Source organism: Algoriphagus ratkowskyi (assembly GCF_002150505.1).
Classification (GTDB): domain Bacteria; phylum Bacteroidota; class Bacteroidia; order Cytophagales; family Cyclobacteriaceae; genus Algoriphagus; species Algoriphagus ratkowskyi.
On the sequence record NZ_MSSV01000015.1, the window covers coordinates 96,750 to 120,340 of the forward strand.

The 23,591-nt window shown below is 39.5% G+C and carries 21 protein-coding genes; 9 read left to right on the forward strand and 12 right to left on the reverse strand.

Annotated features, from left to right (window positions below):
- The first annotated feature begins 215 nt into the window (after positions 1-215).
- Positions 216-1,580, forward strand: coding sequence for an exonuclease domain-containing protein (locus BVH02_RS15020; protein WP_086502287.1), 1,365 nt, complete (start codon positions 216-218; stop codon positions 1,578-1,580).
- 6 nt (positions 1,581-1,586) lie between these two features.
- Here BVH02_RS15020 and ypfJ read toward each other — a convergent pair whose 3' ends face one another.
- On the reverse strand, positions 1,587-2,486 hold the full coding sequence (gene ypfJ / locus BVH02_RS15025) for a KPN_02809 family neutral zinc metallopeptidase (RefSeq protein WP_086502288.1): 900 nt from the start codon (positions 2,484-2,486) through the stop codon (positions 1,587-1,589).
- Between the two features lie 97 nt (positions 2,487-2,583).
- On the opposite strand from ypfJ, the gene BVH02_RS15030 reads away from it, so the two are divergent.
- Entirely contained in the window at positions 2,584-3,357 is a 774-nt protein-coding gene (locus BVH02_RS15030) for a 3-keto-disaccharide hydrolase (protein ID WP_086502289.1), read from the forward strand.
- Between the two features lie 607 nt (positions 3,358-3,964).
- Here BVH02_RS15030 and BVH02_RS15035 read toward each other — a convergent pair.
- Positions 3,965-4,432, reverse strand: a complete 468-nt coding sequence (locus tag BVH02_RS15035; protein ID WP_086502290.1) for a SixA phosphatase family protein — start codon at positions 4,430-4,432, stop codon at positions 3,965-3,967.
- A gap of 155 nt (positions 4,433-4,587) precedes the next feature.
- Between BVH02_RS15035 and topA the strand changes: the two genes are divergently transcribed.
- Together topA and BVH02_RS15045 are read left to right on the forward strand one after the other, a co-directional pair.
- Positions 4,588-6,915 carry a type I DNA topoisomerase gene (topA, locus tag BVH02_RS15040; RefSeq protein ID WP_086502291.1) on the forward strand — a complete coding sequence of 776 codons (2,328 nt, stop codon included), beginning with the start codon at positions 4,588-4,590 and terminating at the stop codon, positions 6,913-6,915.
- A gap of 34 nt (positions 6,916-6,949) precedes the next feature.
- Positions 6,950-8,083, forward strand: coding sequence for a carboxypeptidase-like regulatory domain-containing protein (locus tag BVH02_RS15045; RefSeq protein ID WP_086502292.1), 1,134 nt, complete (start codon positions 6,950-6,952; stop codon positions 8,081-8,083).
- Between the two features lie 34 nt (positions 8,084-8,117).
- Here the strand turns inward: BVH02_RS15045 and BVH02_RS15050 are convergent, their stop codons facing one another.
- The 3 genes from BVH02_RS15050 to BVH02_RS15060 all read right to left on the reverse strand — a co-directional run bounded on the left by BVH02_RS15050 (position 8,118) and on the right by BVH02_RS15060 (position 12,242).
- Positions 8,118-10,442 carry a hybrid sensor histidine kinase/response regulator gene (locus BVH02_RS15050; RefSeq protein WP_223271875.1) on the reverse strand — a complete coding sequence of 775 codons (2,325 nt, stop codon included), beginning with the start codon at positions 10,440-10,442 and terminating at the stop codon, positions 8,118-8,120.
- 150 nt (positions 10,443-10,592) lie between these two features.
- Entirely contained in the window at positions 10,593-11,471 is an 879-nt protein-coding gene (locus tag BVH02_RS15055; RefSeq protein WP_086502294.1) for a 3-hydroxyacyl-CoA dehydrogenase NAD-binding domain-containing protein, read from the reverse strand.
- Between the two features lie 3 nt (positions 11,472-11,474).
- The gene (locus tag BVH02_RS15060) at positions 11,475-12,242 is read right to left on the reverse strand and encodes an SDR family NAD(P)-dependent oxidoreductase (protein ID WP_086502295.1); all 768 of its coding nucleotides are present in this window, start codon (positions 12,240-12,242) and stop codon (positions 11,475-11,477) included.
- A gap of 420 nt (positions 12,243-12,662) precedes the next feature.
- Between BVH02_RS15060 and BVH02_RS15065 the strand changes: the two genes are divergently transcribed.
- The 3 genes from BVH02_RS15065 to fabF all read left to right on the forward strand — a co-directional run bounded on the left by BVH02_RS15065 (position 12,663) and on the right by fabF (position 15,531).
- The gene (locus BVH02_RS15065; protein ID WP_086502296.1) at positions 12,663-13,643 is read left to right on the forward strand and encodes a zinc-dependent alcohol dehydrogenase family protein; all 981 of its coding nucleotides are present in this window, start codon (positions 12,663-12,665) and stop codon (positions 13,641-13,643) included.
- A gap of 72 nt (positions 13,644-13,715) precedes the next feature.
- On the forward strand, positions 13,716-14,138 hold the full coding sequence (locus tag BVH02_RS15070) for a hypothetical protein (RefSeq protein WP_086502297.1): 423 nt from the start codon (positions 13,716-13,718) through the stop codon (positions 14,136-14,138).
- Between the two features lie 136 nt (positions 14,139-14,274).
- Entirely contained in the window at positions 14,275-15,531 is a 1,257-nt protein-coding gene (gene fabF, locus BVH02_RS15075) for a beta-ketoacyl-ACP synthase II (RefSeq protein ID WP_086502298.1), read from the forward strand.
- Between the two features lie 399 nt (positions 15,532-15,930).
- Here the strand turns inward: fabF and trpS are convergent, their stop codons facing one another.
- A complete protein-coding gene (gene trpS, locus BVH02_RS15080; RefSeq protein ID WP_086502299.1) occupies positions 15,931-16,905 on the reverse strand; it encodes a tryptophan--tRNA ligase in 975 nt (324 codons plus the stop codon).
- A 70-nt stretch (positions 16,906-16,975) separates the two neighbouring features.
- Here trpS and BVH02_RS15085 point away from each other — a divergent pair, with 70 nt between their 5' ends.
- A complete protein-coding gene (locus BVH02_RS15085) occupies positions 16,976-18,070 on the forward strand; it encodes a DUF1573 domain-containing protein (RefSeq protein WP_086502300.1) in 1,095 nt (364 codons plus the stop codon).
- 26 nt (positions 18,071-18,096) lie between these two features.
- On the forward strand, positions 18,097-18,333 hold the full coding sequence (locus BVH02_RS15090) for a T9SS type A sorting domain-containing protein (RefSeq protein WP_086502301.1): 237 nt from the start codon (positions 18,097-18,099) through the stop codon (positions 18,331-18,333).
- A gap of 215 nt (positions 18,334-18,548) precedes the next feature.
- Here the strand turns inward: BVH02_RS15090 and BVH02_RS15095 are convergent, their stop codons facing one another.
- The 6 genes from BVH02_RS15095 to BVH02_RS15120 form a co-directional block, all read right to left on the reverse strand.
- The gene (locus tag BVH02_RS15095) at positions 18,549-18,875 is read right to left on the reverse strand and encodes a helix-turn-helix domain-containing protein (RefSeq protein ID WP_086502389.1); all 327 of its coding nucleotides are present in this window, start codon (positions 18,873-18,875) and stop codon (positions 18,549-18,551) included.
- 16 nt (positions 18,876-18,891) lie between these two features.
- Positions 18,892-19,230: a type II toxin-antitoxin system RelE/ParE family toxin gene (locus BVH02_RS15100; protein ID WP_086502302.1), complete on the reverse strand. Its 339-nt coding sequence runs from the start codon at positions 19,228-19,230 to the stop codon at positions 18,892-18,894.
- Between the two features lie 90 nt (positions 19,231-19,320).
- A complete protein-coding gene (locus BVH02_RS15105; protein WP_086502303.1) occupies positions 19,321-20,373 on the reverse strand; it encodes a serine hydrolase domain-containing protein in 1,053 nt (350 codons plus the stop codon).
- Between the two features lie 114 nt (positions 20,374-20,487).
- Positions 20,488-20,940 carry a hypothetical protein gene (locus BVH02_RS15110; RefSeq protein WP_086502304.1) on the reverse strand — a complete coding sequence of 151 codons (453 nt, stop codon included), beginning with the start codon at positions 20,938-20,940 and terminating at the stop codon, positions 20,488-20,490.
- A gap of 222 nt (positions 20,941-21,162) precedes the next feature.
- The gene (locus BVH02_RS15115; RefSeq protein WP_086502305.1) at positions 21,163-22,191 is read right to left on the reverse strand and encodes a hypothetical protein; all 1,029 of its coding nucleotides are present in this window, start codon (positions 22,189-22,191) and stop codon (positions 21,163-21,165) included.
- A 135-nt stretch (positions 22,192-22,326) separates the two neighbouring features.
- Complete coding sequence (locus BVH02_RS15120) at positions 22,327-23,532, reverse strand: acyl-CoA dehydrogenase family protein (protein WP_086502306.1); 1,206 nt, start codon at positions 23,530-23,532, stop codon at positions 22,327-22,329.
- Positions 23,533-23,591: the final 59 nt, after the last annotated feature.

Sequence of the window (23,591 nt, forward strand, 5' to 3'; positions counted from 1 at the left end):
TCTTGTCACTGCATATAGCTTCCGAAGCAGAAGGTTATGAATTGATTTAATCCTTAGGATCTAAAGTATAAGTAGTATAACCCAAATCGTGTTCTAAATAAAAAAAAAGACAGCTGGCATCTTGTAGGTAATTACAATTCAAAATCTCTTGAAATTTTCCGTCATTCTGTGACAGTTAATTCTTTACTGAAAAATCTAATTCCTACTTTTAGCCCATGGAATTTGCCATAGTAGATATTGAGACCACTGGCGGCGCAGCCAAATACGGTGGAATTACAGAAGTAGCAGTGCTCATTCACGACGGAGAATCGATTATACGAGAATATCAGACACTTATTAATCCTGAGCAAGCGATTCCCACCTACATCACTGGATTGACAGGGATAGATAATTTTATGGTTCGTCATATGCCTACTTTTTCTGTTATTCAGGACGAACTTTGGGAGCTGCTTAACGATAGAGTTTTCGTTGCACATAATGTTAGTTTTGATTTTGGTTTCCTTCGTGAGGCATTTTTGAGAGAGGGCAGGGAGTTGAAAACGCCTAAGCTATGTACAGTAAAGTTGAGTAGAAAAGTCTATCCAGGATTAGGCTCCTATAGCTTAGGACGTCTTTGCGAAAGCCAAAAAATCCAGATTGAAGCTCGACACCGCGCGATGGGCGATGCGAAAGCGACTGCTATATTGTTTGATCGTATGATCAAATCTGACTACCAAATCATCAATCAATCGCTCAAGAAAAACACGGGAGAATCTTTTCTGCCACCCAATTTCCCCCATTCCAGATTCAAAGAAATACCAACAGGATGTGGTGTTTATTACATGCTAGATGAGCGAGGGAAAGTAATTTACGTGGGGAAAGCTATCAATATCAGAGAGCGATTTAAAAATCACTTTTCAGGGCAGGTATTACCAAATTTGAAATCCAAACTCAAAACAGAGGTTTTTGATTTGAAATGGGAGCTGACAGGAAGTGAATTTATGGCTTTGTTATTTGAAACGCTAGAAATCAAGAGATTATGGCCTAAATATAATTCAGCATTGAAGCTTCCTAAAAATCTTTTCGGGCTATTTCATTATGAAGATAATTCAGGGTATGGGAGATTTCAAATTTCGAAGATTTCCAAATTTTTTAAACCTATCGAATCTTTCTTCTCTATAGAAGAGGCCAATTCATTTCTAAAAGCAGGAATCAATACCTACGGTCTTTGTCCAAAATTATGCGGACTCCGAAAAGTAAATTGTGAGGAATGGGATGAATCAAGATGCGAGGGAGCTTGTGACCTGCACGAACAACCAGAGGTTTACAATAGCAGGATTTCAGAGTTTATCGCTAAAATCAAAGAAAGTCAAAAGGAAATTCTAATCAAGCTGAATGGTAGAGATTCGAATGAAACTACTTATTGCATTTTTGAAAGCGGAATGCTGAGCAAATTTGCCTACATACAAAATGATCAGATCTCAGACGACATTCCCTCTCAACTTGAGCTGGTGACTCAAGTGCCTGAGACCTATTACTTACTCAGACAATTCATCCACCAGCTCAACCCAGAGCAAATTCTAGTGTTGGAGACTAATTGAACAGTATTAAAGATTGTTTGCGCCAAATGTATCTCCCTGATTGATATCTCCCGTATCAAAACCTTTTTTGAACCACTTCATCCGCTGTGCAGATGTGCCGTGTGTGAAGGAATCAGGAACTACTCGGCCTGAGGATTGCTTTTGAAGGCGATCATCTCCGATTGCATTTGCAGCGTTTAGGGCTTCATCCAAATCGCCTTTTTCCATCCATCCAAGTGATTTTTGGCTGTGATTAGCCCAAACGCCCGCTAAGAAATCAGCCTGCAGTTCTAATTTTACAGAATATTGATTGTATTCTTTCTCGCTTACCTGACCTCGAAGTCTATTCATTTCGTCAGTGACCCCCATGATTTTCTGGATATGATGTCCTACTTCATGAGCAATTACATAGGCTTGAGCGAAATCGCCAGGAGCTTTTAACTTTACTTCCATCTCCTTGAAAAAGCTCAAATCTATGTAAAGCTTCTCGTCGGCTGGGCAATAAAATGGTCCTGTAGCACTTGAAGCCATTCCACATGCAGAAGATACTTGTCCATTGAAAAGCACTAAGGTAGGTTCTCTGTAATTTTGGAGAACTTGGTTCCATACATCCTCTGTGTCAGCTAGAATTGTTTCGCTAAAAGCAGCGAGTCGATCTTCCTCAGCAGTAGGAGTATAGTTGGTTTCCGTCGTGAATCCTTGACTTCCACCACCCATGAAATTCCCCAAGAAGGTTAGAGGATTGGTGCCAGTTACTACTGAAATAGCGATGACTATGCCGACGATGATTAGACCCGTTTTGGAAAACAGAATTTTTATCAATGGACCAATTAACATAGGATTAAATCCGCCACCACGCGAACCGCCACCACTAAGACCCCGTCTATCATCAACATTGGAGCTTCTTCTTTTTCCTTCCCATTTCATAGCATAAAAGGTTTTATTTTGTTTAAAATTAACCAAATTGAACAATCGGACATTATCTAAGAACTATTTTTGAAAGAAAAACTTAAACCTAAAATCTATGATCTACAAAACATTCCAAAGACTATCACTTAGTCTCGCATTAATCGGAGCTTTTACACTTGTACAAGCTCAAACCGGCGTTGGAGCCAAGCCCGAAAAGGGTGCCAAGATTTACCTTGATGGAACAAAAAAATCCTTACATAAAAATTGGGAATACTGGCAAGGACCACGATTCGCAGCAGAAAATCCAATCAAATGGCCTGAAGTGAAGGATCCAGTTGATGGGGGGAAAGCAATCAGCAGTAACGATCCTGCTGGAGCTGGAGGGAAATATGGTGCAGCGGATATTGTGACCAAAGACAAGTTTGAGGATTTTCATGCTCATGTTGAGTTTTTTATCAAAAATGAAGGTGGTAATTCAGGGGTATATCTTCAGAACCGCTACGAAGTTCAAATTCTTGACGGAGACTATGGCGATCATGGTTTGGCTGCATTGATCAACGAACATATTCCCACTTCAGAGGAGTATAATGGCTTAGGGAAATGGAATGCATATGATATAGTGTTCAAGGCAGCGCGTTTTGAAAATGGTAAATTAGTTGCCAAGCCTCGGGCCACTGTTTATTTCAATGGAGTAAAAATCCATGAAGATAAAGAGATACAGCAGGTTTGGGGTGGTCCAAACTCAGGTCTTGACGGTGGGAATGATGGTGGGAAAGGAATAACCGACACGCCAGGAGGTTTGAAATTACAAGCGGAAGGTCATGATGTATTTTATCGTAATATCTGGATCAAAAAGCTTGATCTTGATGGTAAGTCTACAGATTTCTAAGAAATTGAAAACACATGAAAAAGCCCTGAATTATTATATTCAGGGCTTTTTCATTTTACATTATTCTAGCTCTCATAAATTCTGAGATTAGGAAAATGAGATTCTAACTTAAGTTAATCACAATTTGGGTTGGTATATTCGTAAAGGGTACTCATCAGATTCGCCAATAGATCTTCGATCGACGATTGGTTCCATGTCAATGGATTCATTCGAATACTTTGGGTTTGGTTTCGGGTTAATATTCCGAATTTTGTACGGTTTAATGAAAAGTTTAATTTGCTTAATCTCTAATAAATGGCTTTAATTTAATGATCATTTATACATTATTTTGTGAATATAGTAGAAGTAAGTTTAAAAATGGTTTATGAATTATAATTTTCTTGTTAAAATTTAAAAATATGGATTTAATAGAAAAATGACTTGTGAATTTATAACAACTGAATATAATCATCGGCCTCTTGACCATTGTCCTTTAATAGCCTTTTATAAAAAGCTCGAATCTGGCATTGAAGCCAATTTCGTCTTCCATCTCCCAATAGCTATCGGAAGGCCTTCCACACTGATTATTAAAGGAATAAAATAGTAGGTGTGATTCCAGCAAATCATCTCACTGAATAATCTCTTTCAAGACACCAGTTCCATAGCCTATCATTTTCCAATCTGAGATTTCCAAATCAATCACCCCCATCATTCCTGGTTGCAAACCCAAGTAATTCTCTCCAGAAATATGAGACAGAAGTAAGCTAATAGTAGGGTTGTGTCCCACGAATAGACAAGAATCAATTGAATTGGAAGTTTTTTCCAAGAATGCTATCATTTCTCCCATGTCGCCGTGATAGATATCTCTATTATAAATACGCTCCTTTATAGTGATGTATTTTTCGATCAATTCAGCAGTCTCCATGGTTCTCTCGGCAGAGGAGCAATACATCAAATCCATCGATTTATGAGTTGAATCTAAATTTTCTCCTAAACGAATCAGCTTTTCTTTTCCATTTTTGGTGAGTTGCCTTTGAAAATCTGAACCTGAAGAAAAACCTGCTTCTCCGTGTCTGAGTAAAAACAATTGCTTCATGATAAGTGGTTTAAAGGCTTAAAAGTATGAGTTACTTTGATCAAAAATCCCACCAAATCGGGGGCCATCAATTTTAAATATTTGGACGAGAATACAATGCCATCTATTTTTAGCTTTTCTAAACGGGCTTCAAACCCCAGAAATATTGCTTTTCTATGTCAAAAAACCTTGTTATCGTCGAGTCACCTGCTAAAGCCAAAACCATTGAGGGATACTTGGGCAAGGACTATAAGGTAGCATCCAGCTACGGTCACGTGCGGGATCTGCCAAAAGGCGATAAAGCGATCGATATTAAAAATAGGTTCAATCCTACCTATGAGGTCACTGCCGATAAAAAAGATGTCATTAAGAATCTTAAGGCATTAGCAAAAGATGCAGAGATGGTCTTTCTAGCGAGTGATGATGATCGCGAGGGAGAGGCGATTTCTTGGCATTTAAAGGAGGTGCTAAAACTTAAGGATGCGAATACCAAACGAATTGTCTTTCGAGAGATCACCAAAAATGCGATTACTAAAGCGATCGAAAATCCAAGAGGAATTGATATCGATCTAGTAAATGCGCAGCAAGCTCGCCGTATTCTGGATAGATTGGTAGGTTTTGAGCTTTCTCCTATACTATGGAAGAAAATTAAGACTGGCCTATCAGCAGGAAGAGTTCAGTCTGTGGCGGTACGTCTAATAGTTGACAGAGAGCGGGAAATAGAAAAACACAACGCGAAATCAAGCTTTAGAATTACAGCGATTTTTGAAGTTGAAGGAAAAACATTCCAAGCGGAACTACCAAAGAAATTTGATACCAAAGCTGAAGCTGAGGAATTTTTAAAGAAGTGCCTTGATTCAAAATTTTCTGTAGCTAATCTTGAGAAAAAGCCAGGGAAGAAAAGCCCAGCGGCTCCTTTCACTACATCTACGCTTCAGCAGGAAGCAAGTAGAAAGCTTTACTTTTCAGTTGCCCAGACAATGTCTGTAGCTCAAAAACTGTATGAAGCTGGTAAGATCACCTATATGAGAACCGATAGTGTAAATCTATCGGATGATGCCATGGCTTCAGCCAAAAAAGCAATCTCTGATTCTTACGGTGATAAATACCATAAATCAAGAAAATTCACAACCAAGTCTGAAGGCGCTCAGGAGGCTCACGAAGCCATCCGCCCTACGGACTTTGCTAACTCCTCGGTTGGCGGCGAACGTAACGAACAGCGCCTCTATGAGCTGATCTGGAAGAGAGCTATTGCTTCGCAGATGTCAGATGCAGAATTGGAGAAGACTATCATTACAGTAGATATTTCAAATCAGCCACAAAACTTGGTCGCTACTGGCGAGATTATCAAATTTGATGGTTTCCTCAAAGTGTATCTTGAAGATACCGATGACGAGCCTGAAGAGGATGATACCAATGAAGGAAAGGCTCTTTTGCCACCTTTGACAATTGGTCAGGCCCTAGCGCTTCAAGAGATGAAAGGTCGTGAGACTTTCTCCAGAGCTTCTCCTAGATATACAGAAGCATCGTTGGTGAAGAAGCTTGAGGAACTTGGAATCGGTCGTCCGTCTACTTACGCACCTACAATCTCTACAATCCAAAGACGTGAATACGTGATCAAAGAGTCTAGAGACGGAACTCCAAGAGATTATGTGGAAATGATCATCAAAAGTGGGGCATTTAAAGACGCCACTAAAACTGAAAATACAGGAGCAGAGAAGCAAAAGCTTTTTCCTACCAACATAGCGATGGTGGTAAATGACTTCCTAGTGGAGCATTTCCCCAATGTAATTGACTTTAGCTTTACTGCGAGGGTAGAGAAGGAGTTTGACAATATTGCCTCAGGAGGACAGGTTTGGCAAGATATGCTTGAATCCTTCTACGGCAATTTCCACAAAAATGTAGAAGATACAGAACTGATTCCTAGACAGGAAATCAATTCCAACCGAGAGCTTGGCAATCATCCGGTAAGTGGAAAGCCGATGATCGCTAGACTTGGAAAATTTGGACCCTTGGTTCAGATTGGTGATTCTGAAGATGAGGAGAAGCAGTTCGCAAGTTTGAAGAAAGGGCAGTTTATCGAAAATCTCACGATGGAAGATGCGCTTGAATTGTTCAAACTACCTCGTGATATCGGGATGTTTGAAGAAAAAAAGATGGTTGCAGCAATTGGACGTTTTGGGCCTTATGTGCGCCACGATGGAGCATTTGTTTCTCTTCCAAAGGAAATGGATCCATTGAGTATCACTGAGGCAGAAGGAATCCAATTAATCACAGATAAGCGTGAAGCGGATGCGAAAAAGCATATCAAATCTTTTGATGAGAATCCTGAGATTCAAGTATTGAATGGTAGATGGGGGCCATACATCAAGATGGGTAAGAATAATTTTAAAATCCCAAAGGACAAGGAAGCTGAAACGCTGACGTATGAGGAGACGCTTCATATCATCGAAAACCAGCCTGAGCCTAAGAAAAAAGGCGGGAAATTCGCCAAGAAAAAGTAAGTAATTAATCAAGAACTCAAGTTCAAATTGATATATGAGCAAGCCTAATTCAATGCTATTTAAGATTGTTTTAGGCTTGTTTTTGTTTTTTGGAGGTACCTCTTCTTATGCTCAGGCAATTTTTAAAGGAACTATTGAAGATATTGAGACAGAAAAGCCTATTCCTTACGCCTCAGTTTTTTTAGCAAATACTACTTTTGGAACCTCATCTGACGAAGAAGGTAAGTTTTCATTGGATATCCCCGATGGGAATTATGAAGTGATCATTCGGATTCTAGGCTATGAAGGCCTCACATTTAACCTTCCTGCTTCTACTGTTCAGCCTCAGGGGTATCGATTTAAGCTGATCTCTGTAGATGAAGACTTGGATGAAATGGAGGTGAGTGACGTGCGCGATCCTTCTTGGTATAGGAATTTAGATGATTTCAAAAAATTTTTCTTGGGAACGTCAGAGAATAGTAGAGATACCGAAATATTAAATGAATTGTCCATGATATTGAATGATCAGTCTATCCCCGGTACGCTCATAGCATCCTCAAGGGATATTCTACAAATCGATAACATTAATCTGGGCTACCGGGTGGAGTATTTGCTTGAGCATTTTCGCAATGATTATAGAAGTGGGATAGTGACTTACAGCGGATTCCCCCTTTTCATACCTGATTCAAATCTTTCAAAGGGCAAACAGCGAAGAGTCGAAAAAAATCGGCTGGAAGCGTACTATGGAAGTATGCAGCATTTTTTGAAAGCTGTATATGATGGTAAAACTGTGGCTGAGGGTTTTGAGATGAGGAGATTATTTCGTGAAAAGGACCCAGATCGTCCAGGTAAATTTATAGACAGGGTTGATAGCATTCTGATTACCTCCATTGCTATTCGTAAAAACATAGGAACGAGAGATTATTTGGAATTTTCGGATCATATTCTAGTCACTTATCTAAATGAAAAGGAGAGTTTTTTGTACGCGCAAGGACTAAGCAGAGGGCCACGAAATAATCAAACATCAATCATGCGAATGGCTGTTGATTCTTTGGAGATTTTTGAAAATGGCAGCCTTTCAGATCCCTTTGGCTTAGTTGTCGAAGGTTACATAGGTTGGGAACGAGTGGGCGATCTTTTGCCCATAGACTATTTACCCACCACAGAATTTAAACGCGGAGTTCAGTAACTATTTTGAATGATCTCGTCCGGGAGGCAACTACCTATATGTCTATATCTAGCTTGATGTTTTTTAAGTAAAGTGCTTTTTCTACGCTGGCATATAGCAATTCCTGATCAATTGGCTTGGTGATGTAATCGTCCATTCCTATAGCATAAACACGGACCTTAGTTTTCTCAGTAGTGTCAGCTGTCACGGCAATAATTGGAATATCCTTAGAATTTATTCCTGAGTGCCCAGCGCGTATTAACTCGGTCGCTTCATATCCATCAATTTCTGGCATTTGAAGATCCATTAGGATCAAGTCATAAGTCTTTGTTTTCATGGCTTCGAGTGCTTCCAAACCGTGATTAGCAAAGTCAAAGCTTACTCCCTTCCATTTTCTTAGGATTGATTTGATCACCAGCTGATTAACCGTGTTGTCTTCAACAACAAGAAAATGTTTTCCTTCAATAAGCTTTTCAGATTGATTAGCAGGTAAGAGATCTTGAGTTTTAGGACTAGTAATAGATTTTTCTAAATCGATACTGATCTTGACCTGAGTTCCTTCATTCTTCACACTCTTTATAGTTATAGATCCATTATGTAGATCCACCAATGCCTTTACGATGCAGAGCCCAATCCCAAAACCTCCGTATTTTCGTTTGTCGTTGATTTGCTCCTGACTGAATGAGTCAAAAACCTGGTTGAGTTTTTCTTTGGCGATTCCAACTCCTGTATCTTCAATTTCCAGTAGGAGAGTAACGATATTTCCTTTCTTTTCCTTGGCATCTACGGCTAATTTGATCTGACCATTTTGGGTGAATTTTGTAGCATTATCCAATACATTAGAGATAATCTGCTTCAATCTTATGGGATCACCGACCAGCTTTATGTTTAAATTGTTGCGCTCTTCGTAAATGAATCCAAGTCCTTTTTCCCGCGATTTTTGGTTGGTGACTACTTTCAGTTCCTGTATGATTTTCTGCAAATTAAAATCACCATGAGCAAGTTTCAATTCACCCTTTTCAATTTTAGAATAATCGAGAATGTCATTGATTGAACCGAGTAAAGACATGGAAGAATATTGAATTACTTCCAAGTTGTTTTTGATTGAGGTATCGTCCGTGCTACTCATTATGGACTTAGACAGTCCTACAATCGCATTCAGTGGAGTTCTAAGTTCATGGCTCATGTTTGAAAGGAAGTAAGACTTAATGTCATTGGATTCCTCTGCACGCATTAATGCGATTTCCTGAATTTCTTCTTTTTCGGTTTTCAGCAAGCGAATTCTATTTGCCATAGAAAGTGAGAGGAAGATTATTTCTGCCCCAGTTCCGATCTTTGAGGCGTTTGCTGTGAAAAATGAATTTGGAATTAGAGAGAAATTGTTCAGAATGAAAATCACAAAACCTAATGTCAGACAGAAAATGCCTATTGTAAAGAACACATCTACTCTTACATCTGTGAGGTAGCTTTTGAAAATTGTGATGATGATCAGAATGAGCGTCAAAAAACCTAAAATATTGACCGTAGGATAATAAAATGCTTGCCCAGCTGTATAGGTCACAATCAAGAGAAAAAGAACCCCATGTGCTATAAATTGCATCTGAAATAAATTCTTAATGACTTTGGAAAGTTCACCTGCCTTGAGATACACGTAACTATACCCACCAAGTGCTAGCGAACTGAGTGTGGCGAAAATTAGAAGGGAGCGATTTGCAAACCAACCTGGCTCCAAGGTGATGTATTGAAAAAAGTAACCATCTAGATTCATGTGAAGAAGAGCAATTGTAACCACGTAGCTCACATAGAAGATGAAACTGGATTCTTTCATTCCAAAATAAAAGAAGAGATATGTAACTCCAGCGATAAAGAGTACGCCGTAGAAAAAGCCAAATATCAATTGATTGAAAAAGGAAGACGAAACCAAAGAGGGTGTATCATAAAGTATTAAGGGAAGACTGATTACTTCTCCATCACTTTGATACTTAATATAAAAATCAGATTTAGAACTCGCTGTAAGGGTGATTGGAAAGATTATCTTTCTATGGTTGAAAGGTCTATCCTCAAACTTTATCATATCTCCACTCAACTGATCTGCGACGACCTTTCCCTCGTGAACTTGGTATAAATGCACCACATCTGTAATAGGTCTTGCGGTTTCTAAATAGAAGGTTTTCGATTGATCAGCCTTGTTATTCAAAGAAAATTTTACCCAGAATGTCTTGTTTGTAAACCCAAGATCTGTGATTGAGTTCTTTAAAAATTTGAATTCTAATGAGCTCTCATTTGCAAGGATATCTTCCAAGGTGTAATCTGGGGTAGATATCTCTGCAATTCCAGCTTGTGCATGCAATGAAACAGGAAATTCTGTTTCATTGCTCAAGGAGATCTGAGAATTACCGTTTTGTGAAATTAGAAATAAGAAACTGAGAACAATGGAGGTACAAAAATGCTTCATTAAGGTGACATATGGGTGAAAGCAATTACGAAGTGATGTAGTTAGGAAATCTTAATAAAGTTAAAATTGTTTGGACTATTTCAAAAAATCCGGATGCTTATAACTAGGATTTGGGTAAGTATAAAAGCCTTCACCCGACTTGGTTCCCAGCTTTCCTTGATGCACATAGGTTTCGAGAAGTGCTGCAAAAGCTCGTGACGCAGGATTTCTTCTAGTACTGGTAATTTGCCATGCTGTATCCAAGCCCACGTTGTCTAGAATACCGAATGGTCCAGCTGACATGCCGAAGTTTACCATCCAGGATTTATCGATAGCTTCTACTTCAGCTATTTCTCCAGTTAATAATCTTCCCGCTGCATCGATCCAAGCTATTAGTAACGTATTGAAAATATAACCTGAATGTTCTTTTTTGATGAGAATGGGAACTTGATTCAACTTTCTGCCAAGGTTTTCGAGCAAACTTATCACCTCTTGAGCTGTTCCTGGATGTGGCATGATGTCTACGACCCTGGAATAGAAAACGTCGTGAAAGTGAAAGGCGCAGAACTTCTCAGGTCTTCCAGATACTTCGGCAAATTGAGAAGGAAGTAGATAGGAAGTATTTGTGGTGAAAATTGTATGTGAAGGAGCAAGCTCCCCAATTTCCTTCCAAACCCTAGTTTTGATAGCGGCATCTTCCACAACACTCTCACTGATCAAATCCACATTCTGTAAGGCAAGATTCAGGTATTGAGAGAATAAGATTTTGTCCATTGCCTGCACTCCCATTTCTTCCGTTATCTGCCGCGTACTTGTTAGATGTGATAGCAGTTTTTTCATAGAACCCATTGATCTAGTTAAGCTTCGCTCATCCAAATCATACATGCTCACGGCATAGCCTGAGATAGCTGCTTGAAGACCAATCCTTGTTCCCAGATTCCCTGAACCAATGATTCCTATGGTTTGAATTGTCATGGATTAAATAGTAAGTCCCCCATCAGCAGTGAAGACAGCACCTGTAGTATATGCAGATGCTGGACAAGCAAGGAATAATGCCATTGCCCCAATTTCATGTGCTGATCCAACGCGTTTAATGGCAAGTTTTTTCATCACCATGCTCATGATTTTCTCATTATTCCACAGAGGCTCTGAGAACTTGGTTTCTATCAAACCTGGGCAGATGACATTCACCCGGATTTTAGCTTCTCCCCATTCCTTTGCCAAAACCTTGGTCATGGAGATCAGAGCGGCCTTGCTTACACTGTAAATGCCCAATCCATGTTCTGGTGATATTCCGCCTATAGAACTAATGTTAATTACAGAAGCATTCGATGATTTCCTGAGGTGAGGCCAGCAAAGTTTGGAGAGTTCGAAAGGCGCCTTCAGATTCACATTCATGATTTTATCGAAAGCTTCAGAGCTTGTTTCATGCACAGGGCCAAATACTGGGCTGGTTGCGGCATTGTTAACCAAAATATCTAGCTGTCCATATTTATCAATAGTTTGTTGAACGAGCGAAGGAAGATCCTCAAGGTTGCCAACATTGCAGGCTATACCGGTAACTTCATATCCTTTTGTTTTTAGTTTAGATGCCATTTCTTCCAGAGCTCCTTGTTTTCGGCTGCAAATCACGACTTTGGCACCAGCAGCGGCAAATATTTCTGCAATGCTGAAACCTATTCCTTTACTAGCACCTGTGATTAGTGCGACTTTTCCTTCGAGGGAAAAAAGTGTAGAGAGATCCATAAGCAGCTTCGTTTTCTTTTTTCAAGGTAATTAAAGATCTAGAGTATGCCCGAACGATTGCAGATTATTCTTAGTTAATTAGGAAATATTGCTAGTCGCAATGAATAGAGTGAACATTATCACTTCGACTAAGAGGCTTGAAGACAGGAGACCGAAAACGGAAGTCAGCTCAATACATGAGTTTATCGATTGTTTTAAATCAATGAAACTCTTGCTAGTAGTACATTGAATAGTTATTCCTTATATCTAAATATCCGATTTTCTACCACTCAAGTGCTCTAAATAATATAAGATTGGAAAACGCTTGATTTGAGTCATATCGGTCATCGGTATTCAGTTTTCCAGCCTGTTAATTAAAGAAAATAAGTATTTCACCAAAGTTGATAACCATAAACCGCAACGTAAAAACCTAAATTAATCATGATAGAAGTAATTTTTGAAAAGACTGGATTGCCTCAAGATGTTTTGCAGGTAAGAGAATCGCCGGCTCCAGAACCAAAAGCAGATGAAGTTCAGATCCAAGTAAAGGCTAGAAATATCAATCCTTCTGACCTCATGTTTATTCAAGGTCGTTATGGAATTCAGCCAACTTTGCCAAGTAGTGCGGGTTTTGAGGCTGCTGGGATCGTAAGTAAATCCGACGCGGAAGGTAAAATTCCAGTTGGCACTCGCGTGATGTTCACAGCACAGGGAACTAGTACTGGAACGTGGAGAGAATACATTACACTTCCAGCCAAGCAAGTAATTCCTATGCCGGAAGGAATGTCATTTGAGGTCGCTTGCCAGGCTTTTGTGAATCCTGTGACTGCAGTGGCGATGGTTAATAAATCAGAACTGAAAGCTGGTGAATGGCTATTGCTCACTGCTGGTGCTTCTGCTTTCGGGAAATTTGCTATTCAAGTAGCCAAGTCAAAAGGAATAAAAGTGGCATGTACAGTTCGTCACGACGAGCAAAAAACTTATCTAGCAAACTTAGGTGCTGATCTTGTGATCAATACTGAGAAAGAAGATTTAAGAAAAGTGATTTCCGATCAGGTAGGAGAAGGTGTTTCCGCAGTATTTGACGCAGTAGGAGGAGAACTTGGAGCCAAAGCACTGTCATGTCTCAAGCAATTTGGAGCGATGTACGTTTTTGGAGTTTTGAGTATGCAAAATATGCCATTGAATACAGGGATGATGATATTCAAGGAAATTACAGTGGAAGGTTTTTGGTTGAGTAGTGTATTGCAGCGAATTTCGAAGGAGGAGCGAGCCAAACTTTATCAGGAAACTCAATCTTTTTTGATGAGTGATGATTCTACCGCAGAAGTTGCGGAGAAGTTTCCACTGTCAGAGGTGAAAGCTGCAATAGAAGCGTACAACAAGCCGGGTAGAAACGGAAAAATCCTACTAGTGAGTTAATTTATTAGAAATAGTTCTACATAAAAAAAGAGATTTGCCATCTTTGCATATCAAATCAAAAATTTAAAAGGAATGAATTGGGATACGCTGGATAAGGAGCTTACCGAAATAGTAGAAAAAAGAAATCAACTTGCCGCTATGGATTATAGTGATGCAAGCTATGACGATTTGGAAGAAGCCCTTCATGATTTGGAGGACGATTTCAACGAAAACTATGAGGATAGACTTGAAACTGAAATAGAAAAAATCCAGGATAAGTTGAAGTCTGATACGGACATCCTTCTGCCAACGGCTTATATCGCCAATGCCTACAAGCCGCTTCTTCCTGATGCGAAAGGTATCATAAGCTATGAGGTCTCTGGAAGCCAAGGAGTTCCTATTGAGTCAGAGCAGTTCGACAAGCAAGATGTTCGGATTGTATTGATTCCAAATCCAGCGAGATTTGTGATGTTGATCAATGGCAAACAGCTGAAAGACCTTTGGAGGAGCAGATAAGAAACAAGTGTCATGTAGTAATACTTAAGTAATAAGATGTTAAATTTTATTTTGACAAAATAATAAATTGGAAAAACCCAGTGTGAAGCTGGGTTTTTTCATGTAAACGGGAATACTTACCCACGAAGAAATGTAAATGATAAATACAACACGAGTAGTAATCACAGGTTTGGGAGCTTTATCTTCCCTTGGAAATGACGTGAATTCTAACTGGCAAAATGCTAAGGAAGGAAAGAGCGGTGCTGCTGCGCTCTCTTATTTTGATACTGAGAAATTCAAAACTCGCTTTGGCTGTGAACTCAAGAATTGGGATCCTACACTGAAGCTAGATAGAAATGATATCAAGCGCTCTGATCTTTACACCCAATATGGCTTATATGTAGCAGCAGAAGCTATGGAAGATGCTGGTTTGGATGTGAGCCAACTTGCTTCACCATTTGATGGCGGTGTGATCTGGGGAACTAGTCAAGGCGGTATGGGGACCTTCGAAAAGGAGATGAAAGAGTTTGTGGGAAATGATCTTACTCCACGTTTCAATCCATTTTTTATCCCAAAATACCTTGTGAATATGGCCTCGGGAGTGATCTCAATGAAGTATGGCTTCATGGGAATCAACTACACACCTGTCACTGCATGCGCATCTTCGAACAGTGCGATTATGGATGCTTTCAATTACATCAAGTGGGGAAAAGCTAAAGTGATCATTACTGGAGGTTCGGATGCTCCGATCACGGAAGCTGCTATGGGAGGTTTCAATGCCTTGAAAGCTCTTTCTACTCGAAATGAAAATCCAATGATCGCTTCTCGTCCTTTCGATGTAGAGCGGGACGGTTTTGTAATGGGAGAAGGAGCAGCAGCTTTGATTCTTGAGGAATATGAGCATGCTAAAAAACGTGGCGCAAAAATCTATGGGGAAGTAGTAGGTGCAGCGATGACGGCTGATGCTTATCATCTCACCGCAACACATCCTCAGGGCGAAGGTGCCTATATGTGTATGAAGTTTGCACTTCAAGAAGCTGGACTGAGTATTCAGGAAGTAGATTACCTCAATGCCCACGCTACTTCTACACCTACCGGTGATCTGAGCGAGATAAAGGCTATTTCAAGACTTTTGGAAGGTACTCATGACAACATGCATATCTCTGCCACGAAATCGATGACCGGCCATTTGCTGGGAGCAGCAGGAGCTATAGAAGCAATATTTTGTGTGAAAGCTATCAATGATGGCATCATCCCACCAACGATCAACACAGAAAATCTTGATCCTGCAATTCCGGAAGGAATACAGATTGTTACTAAGCATGCTTTAGAGAAAAAGGTGAAAGTTGCCTTGAGTAATACCTTTGGTTTTGGTGGTCACAATGCCTCGGTTATTTTTAAGGAGTTTGTGTAGAAGATTTAACCGCTGAGGACACTGAGGTTTCGCAGAGAATTGAATGACCTTTGAGGTGAAATCCCGAATGTAGTAAGACTTCGGGATTCACTTGAAGGTTTTTCGATTTTACCACAAAGTCGCGAATGACGCGAAGAATTCCGCGAAGGTTTTATTGTGCAATTATCTTAATCGAGTGAAATACTGATTGCGCCTTTGGTACAGCTTTTCGGCTGGGTTTTTAAGTCTCTTACCAAAGGCACGATTAGTAATAGAAATGAAAATGGCTCCGTCATAGTTGACGGAGCCATTTTTTATAAAATAAGATATCAAACCTTCGAGGAGATTTCTCCTTCTTTGTCGTCGAGATAGTATCTCAAAGGTTATCAAAACGTTGCGCCGCCGCGCCGCCGCGAGAACCTACCGAAATCCCAACTTCACTCGTACTTTATCAAGTAATTCTGCTCCTACAGCTTTTGCTTTTTCTTCGCCAGCAGCCAACTTTTTCTCTACTTCCTCAGGATGGCTCATGTAGTAATCAAAGGCTTTACGTTCTTCGGAATATTTGGTCAAGATCAGCTCCATAAACTCTTTTTTCGCATGACCATAACCGTAATTTCCCGCTTCGTAACTTGCTCTCATTTGCTTGGTCTGCTCTTCTGAGGCGATCAGACTATATAATTTAAAGACGTTATCCGTTTCTGGATCTTTAGGATCTTCCAAGCCTTTACTATCCGTCACTATGCTATTCACATTTTTCTTCAAGGCTTTTTCCGGAAGGAAAATATCAATGAAGTTATTGTAAGACTTGCTCATTTTCTGACCATCCGTACCTGGAATAGTTTTCACGACTTCGTCAATTCTTGCTTCAGGAAGTGTCAAAATATCTTCTCCCACGATTCGGTTGAAAGTCGATGCAATGTCTCGAGCCATTTCCAGATGCTGCATTTGATCTTTTCCTACAGGAACCAAATCAGCAGAATAAAGGAGAATATCAGCAGTCATTAAGACAGGATAGGTAAACAATCCTGCATTTACATCGGAAAGTTTCTCGGCCTTGTCTTTGAAGCTATGTGCATTTGCAAGCATGGGAAAAGGAGCAAAGCAGTTAAGATACCAAGTCAGCTCTGTCACTTCTGGTCTTCTTGATTGTCGATAGAAAGTTGTTTGCTCAATGTCTAAGCCAAATGCTAGCCAAGCTGCGGCTACTGCCAGTGTATTTTGCTTGCGTAGTTCACCATCCTTGGAAGTGGTCAGTGAATGCAAGTCGGCTATAAAAATATACGACTCTTCTTTATTCTGCTTGATCAATTCGATAGCAGGGACGATCGCTCCAAGAATGTTTCCTAGATGTGGTCTGCCACTACTTTGAATGCCTGTAAGTACTCTTGCCATTGGTCTGATTTTGCTGCAAATTAAGTAAATCAGTCCTTAATACGTTTGAAATTATGCGTTAATTGCGGGCATGATTAGAATAGAAAAGACCTTTGGTACCCTCATCTTACTGTGCTTTTTATCCCAACTTGCAGTGGCTCAAGAATCTATAAATCCAAAATTGATTTGGGCGGTGAATAAGGTGGATTTGGGAACAGTGTTGGAAGAGCAGGGTTTACAGGTGGCGGAATTTCAGTTTACCCATACCCAAGACTCACTTTTTTACATAGAAACTGTTGTGACTGATTGTGGTTGTACTACCGTAGATTATACTAGGGATACCCTGAGAGTGGGAGAAAGTGGAATTTTGCAAGTTTCATTTGACCCATCTTCAGGAGCAGGTTTCTTTTCCCGAATGATAGTGGTGAAAGGCAATTTACAAGGTGTTCAAGATACGCTTTACATTGAAGGAAATGCTATCCCTAAGTCAAGTGATCCAGTGGAAACTTATAGGACTAGGAAAGGTGATTTAGGCTTCCGTCTTTCTAAAGTAAATGTTGGAGAAGTGTTTGCAAATGTGCCGAAACTGAAGCAGGTGGAGGTTTACAATTTTGGTAATACGATTTTTTATAAGGACAGCCTACAATTTAATGGCCCTGAGTATATTAGTGTGATGCAGCTTACAGATTCAATCATGCCGAATGATCGAGGTTTACTTCAAGTGCTCTATGACGGAGCATTGAAAGGAGATCTTGGGTATTTTGAAGATCAAATCTCTATTAATTGGAAGGATAGCACCTCCTATATTGACCTTGATGTTCTGGCAGATGTGTTTGAATATTATGCGCCTTTTGCAAAGGATAACTTGAAAATAGTACCTCAGCTGGTGATAGAACCTAAAGAAATTGATCTCAGAACGATCAGTTCAAAAGATATCCAAGTGAAAAATGTGGTACTAAGCAATCGAGGAAGGCAAGTTCTGGAAATCAAAAAAATTCAAGGCAACTGCGAATGTCTGCGACTAGAACTTCCAAAAAATTCACTTGATCCAGGTGAATCTATTCAGCTCAAAGTGGTTTTTGACCCTAAAGGAAGAAAGGGAATTGATCAGCGTAATATTTACGTCTTCACAAATGACCCACTAAATCCTGTTCAATTGTTTTTATTGAAAAGCAGAATCGAATAGAAATATATTCAGTTACTAAAGAATTATTGACCCTAATTTCCTCAGAAGTAAAATTCATAGCCTTGGGAGATTTGGAATTTGCTGAGAATTCCATAAGAATCTATAATTCGGATGGTATGGAAGTTAGCGCTAGTGTGGAGGTAGTTCATCAAAGTCCTTTACAAATAACGCTTGCGATATCTCGACTTTCCGCAGGAACTTATGTGATTAGGATGGAAAGTCCGGATAGCAGAGTTTTCGTAAGGAAGCTGATTAAGCGGTAGAATTTGACATAAGCCAAATGGAAAAAAGGCTGTTTCTAAAGCCTGGCATTGTCAGACTGAGCATCCCGCGCTATCGGGATCGAAATCCTTTTAGAGGCTTATAGGAGACATTTCGACTTCGCTCATTGTGACTAACTTCTTGTTTATTATGATTTAAACCAGTATTTCATTTAAACAATTAGGCTCCCACAAAATGTTGGAGTCATTTACCTTAATCAAGCTAGTTTGATAAAGTTGTCTTCAAGCTTCACATTAAAATTGATATCTGCTTTAAGAGCTTTAAACACTTTCAAAATTGTGTCAATAGTTGCGCTATTAGCACTGCTTTCGAGTTTAGATATTTGGGCTTTCTGAACACCAACTAGCCTCCCTAGTTCTTCTTGCGTCAACTTTCTTTCCTGTCTTGCAGATTTAATCATCTTGCCCAGAACGTCCATACTTAATTCATATTCGTATTCATCACGAACTGTTGTTCCATCTTTTCCAATATACTTGTCTTTCATTTCGGAAAGTGAATATGTCTTTACTTCTTTAGTTTTCATCTGCATACTTATTTTATTAATTATTGAACTCTGCCAGATAATTCTCTCTAAGTCTTACTGCTCGGTTTATTTCATTTGATGGGATTTTGTCAACTTTCTTAATGAAACCGTGGGTAGCAATAACCAAGGTTTTTTTATTGTCTCTCTTATCCCAAAAAGCTAGAAGTCGGATCTGAAGTCCAGCGAATTTTGTTCGGAACTCCCAAATGTCATGTTGAAGTTTCTTAAATAGTTTTGGGTCATTAGTTTGCTCAGCGAGGTCAATATTATATATGATTTTCTTAACGGTTTTAGGATCGAGTTTCGAAATGAATTCGTCTGCTTCTTCCAGAAATTTAGTTTCAAAATATCTCATATAATATTGTCATACCAAACGTTGCAACAATATGAAAGTTTCTAAATATAGAAACTATATTCTTAACCTCAAAAAATATACTTTGCTTTCTTATTCCTCTCTACCACGCTTTACAATTTTCACTACACGACTATAAATGATTTCCGCCAAACTCCAGTCATACCCATCAAAATTGGTGGTATTATTAAACTGAATAATGACGGTATCGATGTCTTTGTGATATTTGGCAATACTCTGATAGCCTGGAAGCAAACCTGTGTGTTCGTACACGTAAATGGCCGAATAGATTTCCTGTTCGCCTTCCTTGAATACAGAGCCATCGTTTAAGGCCCTCAGGAAAATGCCCACATCTTCTGCCGAAGCCACCATGGATCCGGCTGGGTTGATGAAATCATTATTCTTCATGTCCTCGTCATAACCCACGTAATACCCGCTCATCACTGCATCTATATCCACTTCACTTAGCAAACTGTAGGTATTGTTCAGCTTAAGTGGGATCAAAATCTCATCCTTGATATAACGGTGATGACTATATCCCAGCGTTTTATCAAGGATCTCGCCGATCAATAGGTAATTCGTGTTGGAATAACCATAGCTTTCATCAGGTGCAAAGTCAGCAAGCATGTCGAGTACCAAGTCAAGGTTATCCCTAGAGGCTTGTGGTGGATTCACCCAGTAGCTAGGTGTGCGGGTGAAATCGGGAATACCAGATCTATGCTGCACCAGCATTCTTAGGGTGATTTTATCCGCATTTTCTATTCTCCCAGCCAATTCAGGCAAGTACTCAGCTACTTTACTGTCCAAAGACAAGCGTCCTTCTTTAACCAATTTAGCAACTGCAACAGCGACATATAATTTACTGATACTGGCAATCTTAAATAAGGCTTGTGGGTAAGCAGGTATTTTCTTTATTCTGTCATGCCAGCCAGCAGTATAAAACTCCGGAGCCTTCCCGCCTTTATCCACGTAAACAATCATTCCATCAAACCCATCTGCAATGCCTTCTTCCAACTGTTCCTGAACCGTATTTGGAAGCGGTAAAATCCAAGCCTTCACCAATATCCAGGGAACAAAATACAGCGAACCTATGCTTGCAAGAATAAATAGGATTCGGAGAGTTTGTTTAGTTTTGGGGTTGGGCATGGGGTTTTAGAGATATGCGTGTCAGTAACCGTTTACTAGATCAGCCAGGTGGTGCGAGAAGTGCACCGTGGGCTTATGGCTCACGACCGTCTATTTGATTGGGAGCTGGCCATTTTACTCTGTCTTCATTCCTCGTCCCAATTGAAATGTTTCAAAGTGTGCAATATAAATAATCCAGTCCCAAGTCTCATTAATTACAATCAGGTCGTCCAATGACGGATAAAAGAAATCGTCCCAATTGTCTGTAAATGTTTTCCAGTCGGTTATAAGGGTATGTTGTGCTGAAAACCAAGTCAACACAATGTTATCGTTTGAATTGGGCAATTCTTTCAATCTGTTTGTCACAGAGTCATAATTATCTGCAAACTCTATTGTTTCAAAAATCTCAAACTTGTCCTTGTTAAGTTCATAGCCCGCTAAGAAATTATCGGCCTTAAGTCTTTCCCAAATAAAATTCTCAGTCTGTTTGTCAACAACTTTGAGTTTTTTCAAAACTTCGTCGTCATCAAAACGCCAATGAATGTCCGGCTTGTCTAGGGTTATATGTTTCTCTAAATCTTTAATCATTGTCTGTCCCAAATAGCTTGCGCCGAACGTTTAGTATATGGCAATTAGGGCAGCAGAAAGTAATATACTTGCAAGTTTTCTCTGAGCCAAATCGTTGTATTTTGTTTTTAATTTATGCATTCTTAGAAGCCAAATCAACGATTTGGCGGTGTTTGTAAATAGCACTGAACTAACGCAAACCACCTAAGGCTCTATTTGCTATATACAGTGGTAATATCTTTTTCAGTTAAAGTATTTTATTACGTCATTATTCCATACAAAAAAATTAACAGCTAAATCGCAGAATTCACTTTGTCCGGGTTCAATATCATTATTGTCTTTACTGTCAAACTGAAATATTTTAACTCTTTTTCCTACTTTTCTTGCTTCTGGGTCTTTCACCTGGAATTGAACACGATTTGCCAATTCATCATCTGTGTAAAATCTAATTGCTCCATCACAATGATTTATTTTTCCTGAGTTTTTATTAAATATTGCGTGAAAATACCTGCTGGATTGAATGCCATTATATTCAAGTTTAGGTACTTCTTCACATGTAAAGTGTATAGTATTATCTTTTTTAGGTGACCACACATAGTCGGTAAACCCAGCTTTCTCGTAATCTTTTTCGTTGAACCATTGTCCGAAATCGTCAAACCTTAGATTTTTAAGTTTCTCCCAATTCAATGGTTTTCCAAGTACGTGCATTTTGTACATCATTGGATTGTATTGGTCTTTATGAATTTCTTTTAAAGGATCTAAACGAATTTTAAAATTTATGTTCTTCTCGATTTGCTGTTTAAAGATGGCTTGTGATAACCAATAGCTAGAGTTTGATCCTTCAGTTACAGGACATATCATATAAACCATTTCATTTAACATAAGATTGTGATGAGATAGGTTAAACATGTCCATTTTTACCAATTGATTATCGTTTATTTCGACTTCAATCAAGTTGGAAGAATCGTAAGGAGCTTGCCTTTTGGTTATTTCAGTAAGCTTGCTTCTGCGTAGTTTATTTATTTCATTTTTTAGTAAATGGACTAAAAAATGAGCTCTCTCAGCAATTTCTTTATCTTCTTGCGAGTTAATCATTTCATTTATGAGGTACTTGTCTACAAATTCCTCTAAAGCATCAGGTTCAATTGATTTAATATCACTTAATACATTTTGATATTCTTGATGAGCATTATTGTCTAAAATCTCAAAAACCTCATAAAAAGGATCTATTAATGCACCACAGAAAAATTTTAATGATTTAAGGTCTCTCATATATTAGACTGGTAAAATGTTATTTCCACAATTATTGTTATTGCTCATTTTTCATTTTGATTCTATCTTTAATCCTTCCCACTTCGCGCCCTTCGCGTTTCCCTCCGTGTCCTCTGCTGTTAAAAAACCAACAACTCACTTAAAAGCCGGAATCCCAGTAATCTCCTGACCTAAAATCAGCAGGTGAATATCATGTGTTCCTTCATAGGTAATTACTGATTCCAAGTTCATCATATGACGCATAATTGGATATTCTCCTGTGATGCCCATTCCCCCATGGATTTGTCTTGCTTCGCGGGCGATGTTTAGCGCCATTTCCACGTTGTTTCGTTTTGCCATGGAGATATGGACAGTTTTGGCTTTTCCCTCATTCATCATCTTGCCGACTTTCCAGGCTAGAAGTTGGGCTTTGGTGATTTCGGTAAGCATTTCAGAAAGTTTCTTTTGGGTCAGCTGAAATCCTGCTATGGGTTTACCGAATTGGATGCGCTCAGCGGCATACTTTCTGGCAGACTCGTAACAGTCCATGGCCGCGCCGATCACGCCCCAGGCGATTCCAAATCGTGCTGAATCCAGACACATCAACGGAGCACCCAAACCAGATTTATTAGGAAGAAGATTTTCCTTTGGGACTTTCACATTATCAAAAACCAGTTCTCCGGTGCAGGAAGCTCGAAGCGACCACTTGCCGTGAGTTTCTGGTGTGGTGAAACCTTCCATGCCCCGCTCTACGATCAAGCCATGAATTCTACCAGATTCATCCTTTGCCCAGACCACTGCAATATCAGCCTGAGGGGAATTTGAAATCCACATCTTGGCACCATTCAGCAAGTAATGGTCGCCCATATCTTTGAAATTGGTGACCATACCACTTGGGTTAGAACCGTGATCTGGTTCAGTGAGACCGAAGCAGCCCAGCATTTCTCCTGAAGCCAGTTTTGGCAAGTATTTGTTTCGCTGTTCTTCGGAACCGAATTTATAGATGGGATACATCACCAGCGAGCCTTGCACAGATGCAGTAGATCTCATTCCCGAGTCACCCCGCTCGATCTCCTGCATGATCAATCCGTAAGAAATATAGTCCATACCGCCTCCGCCGTACTGTTCGGGAATTTGTGGTCCAAAAGCTCCCACATCCCCGAATTTCTTAACGATTTCTGTTGGGAAATAAGCCTTCTGGCTCCAATCTTCTATATAGGGAGATATCTCTTTTTTGACGAAGTCACGAATGGATGTTCTGATTAATTTATGCTCATCGGTGAGCAAATCATCCAGGTCTAAAAAATCAACTCCTTCAAAGGTATCTTGCTTCAATGACTTTCGGATTTCAACTGACTCCATGTTATTCTTGGTTTATAAATATGAATCTGTGATTTTTGCTGAGAATTTAATCTTACTCT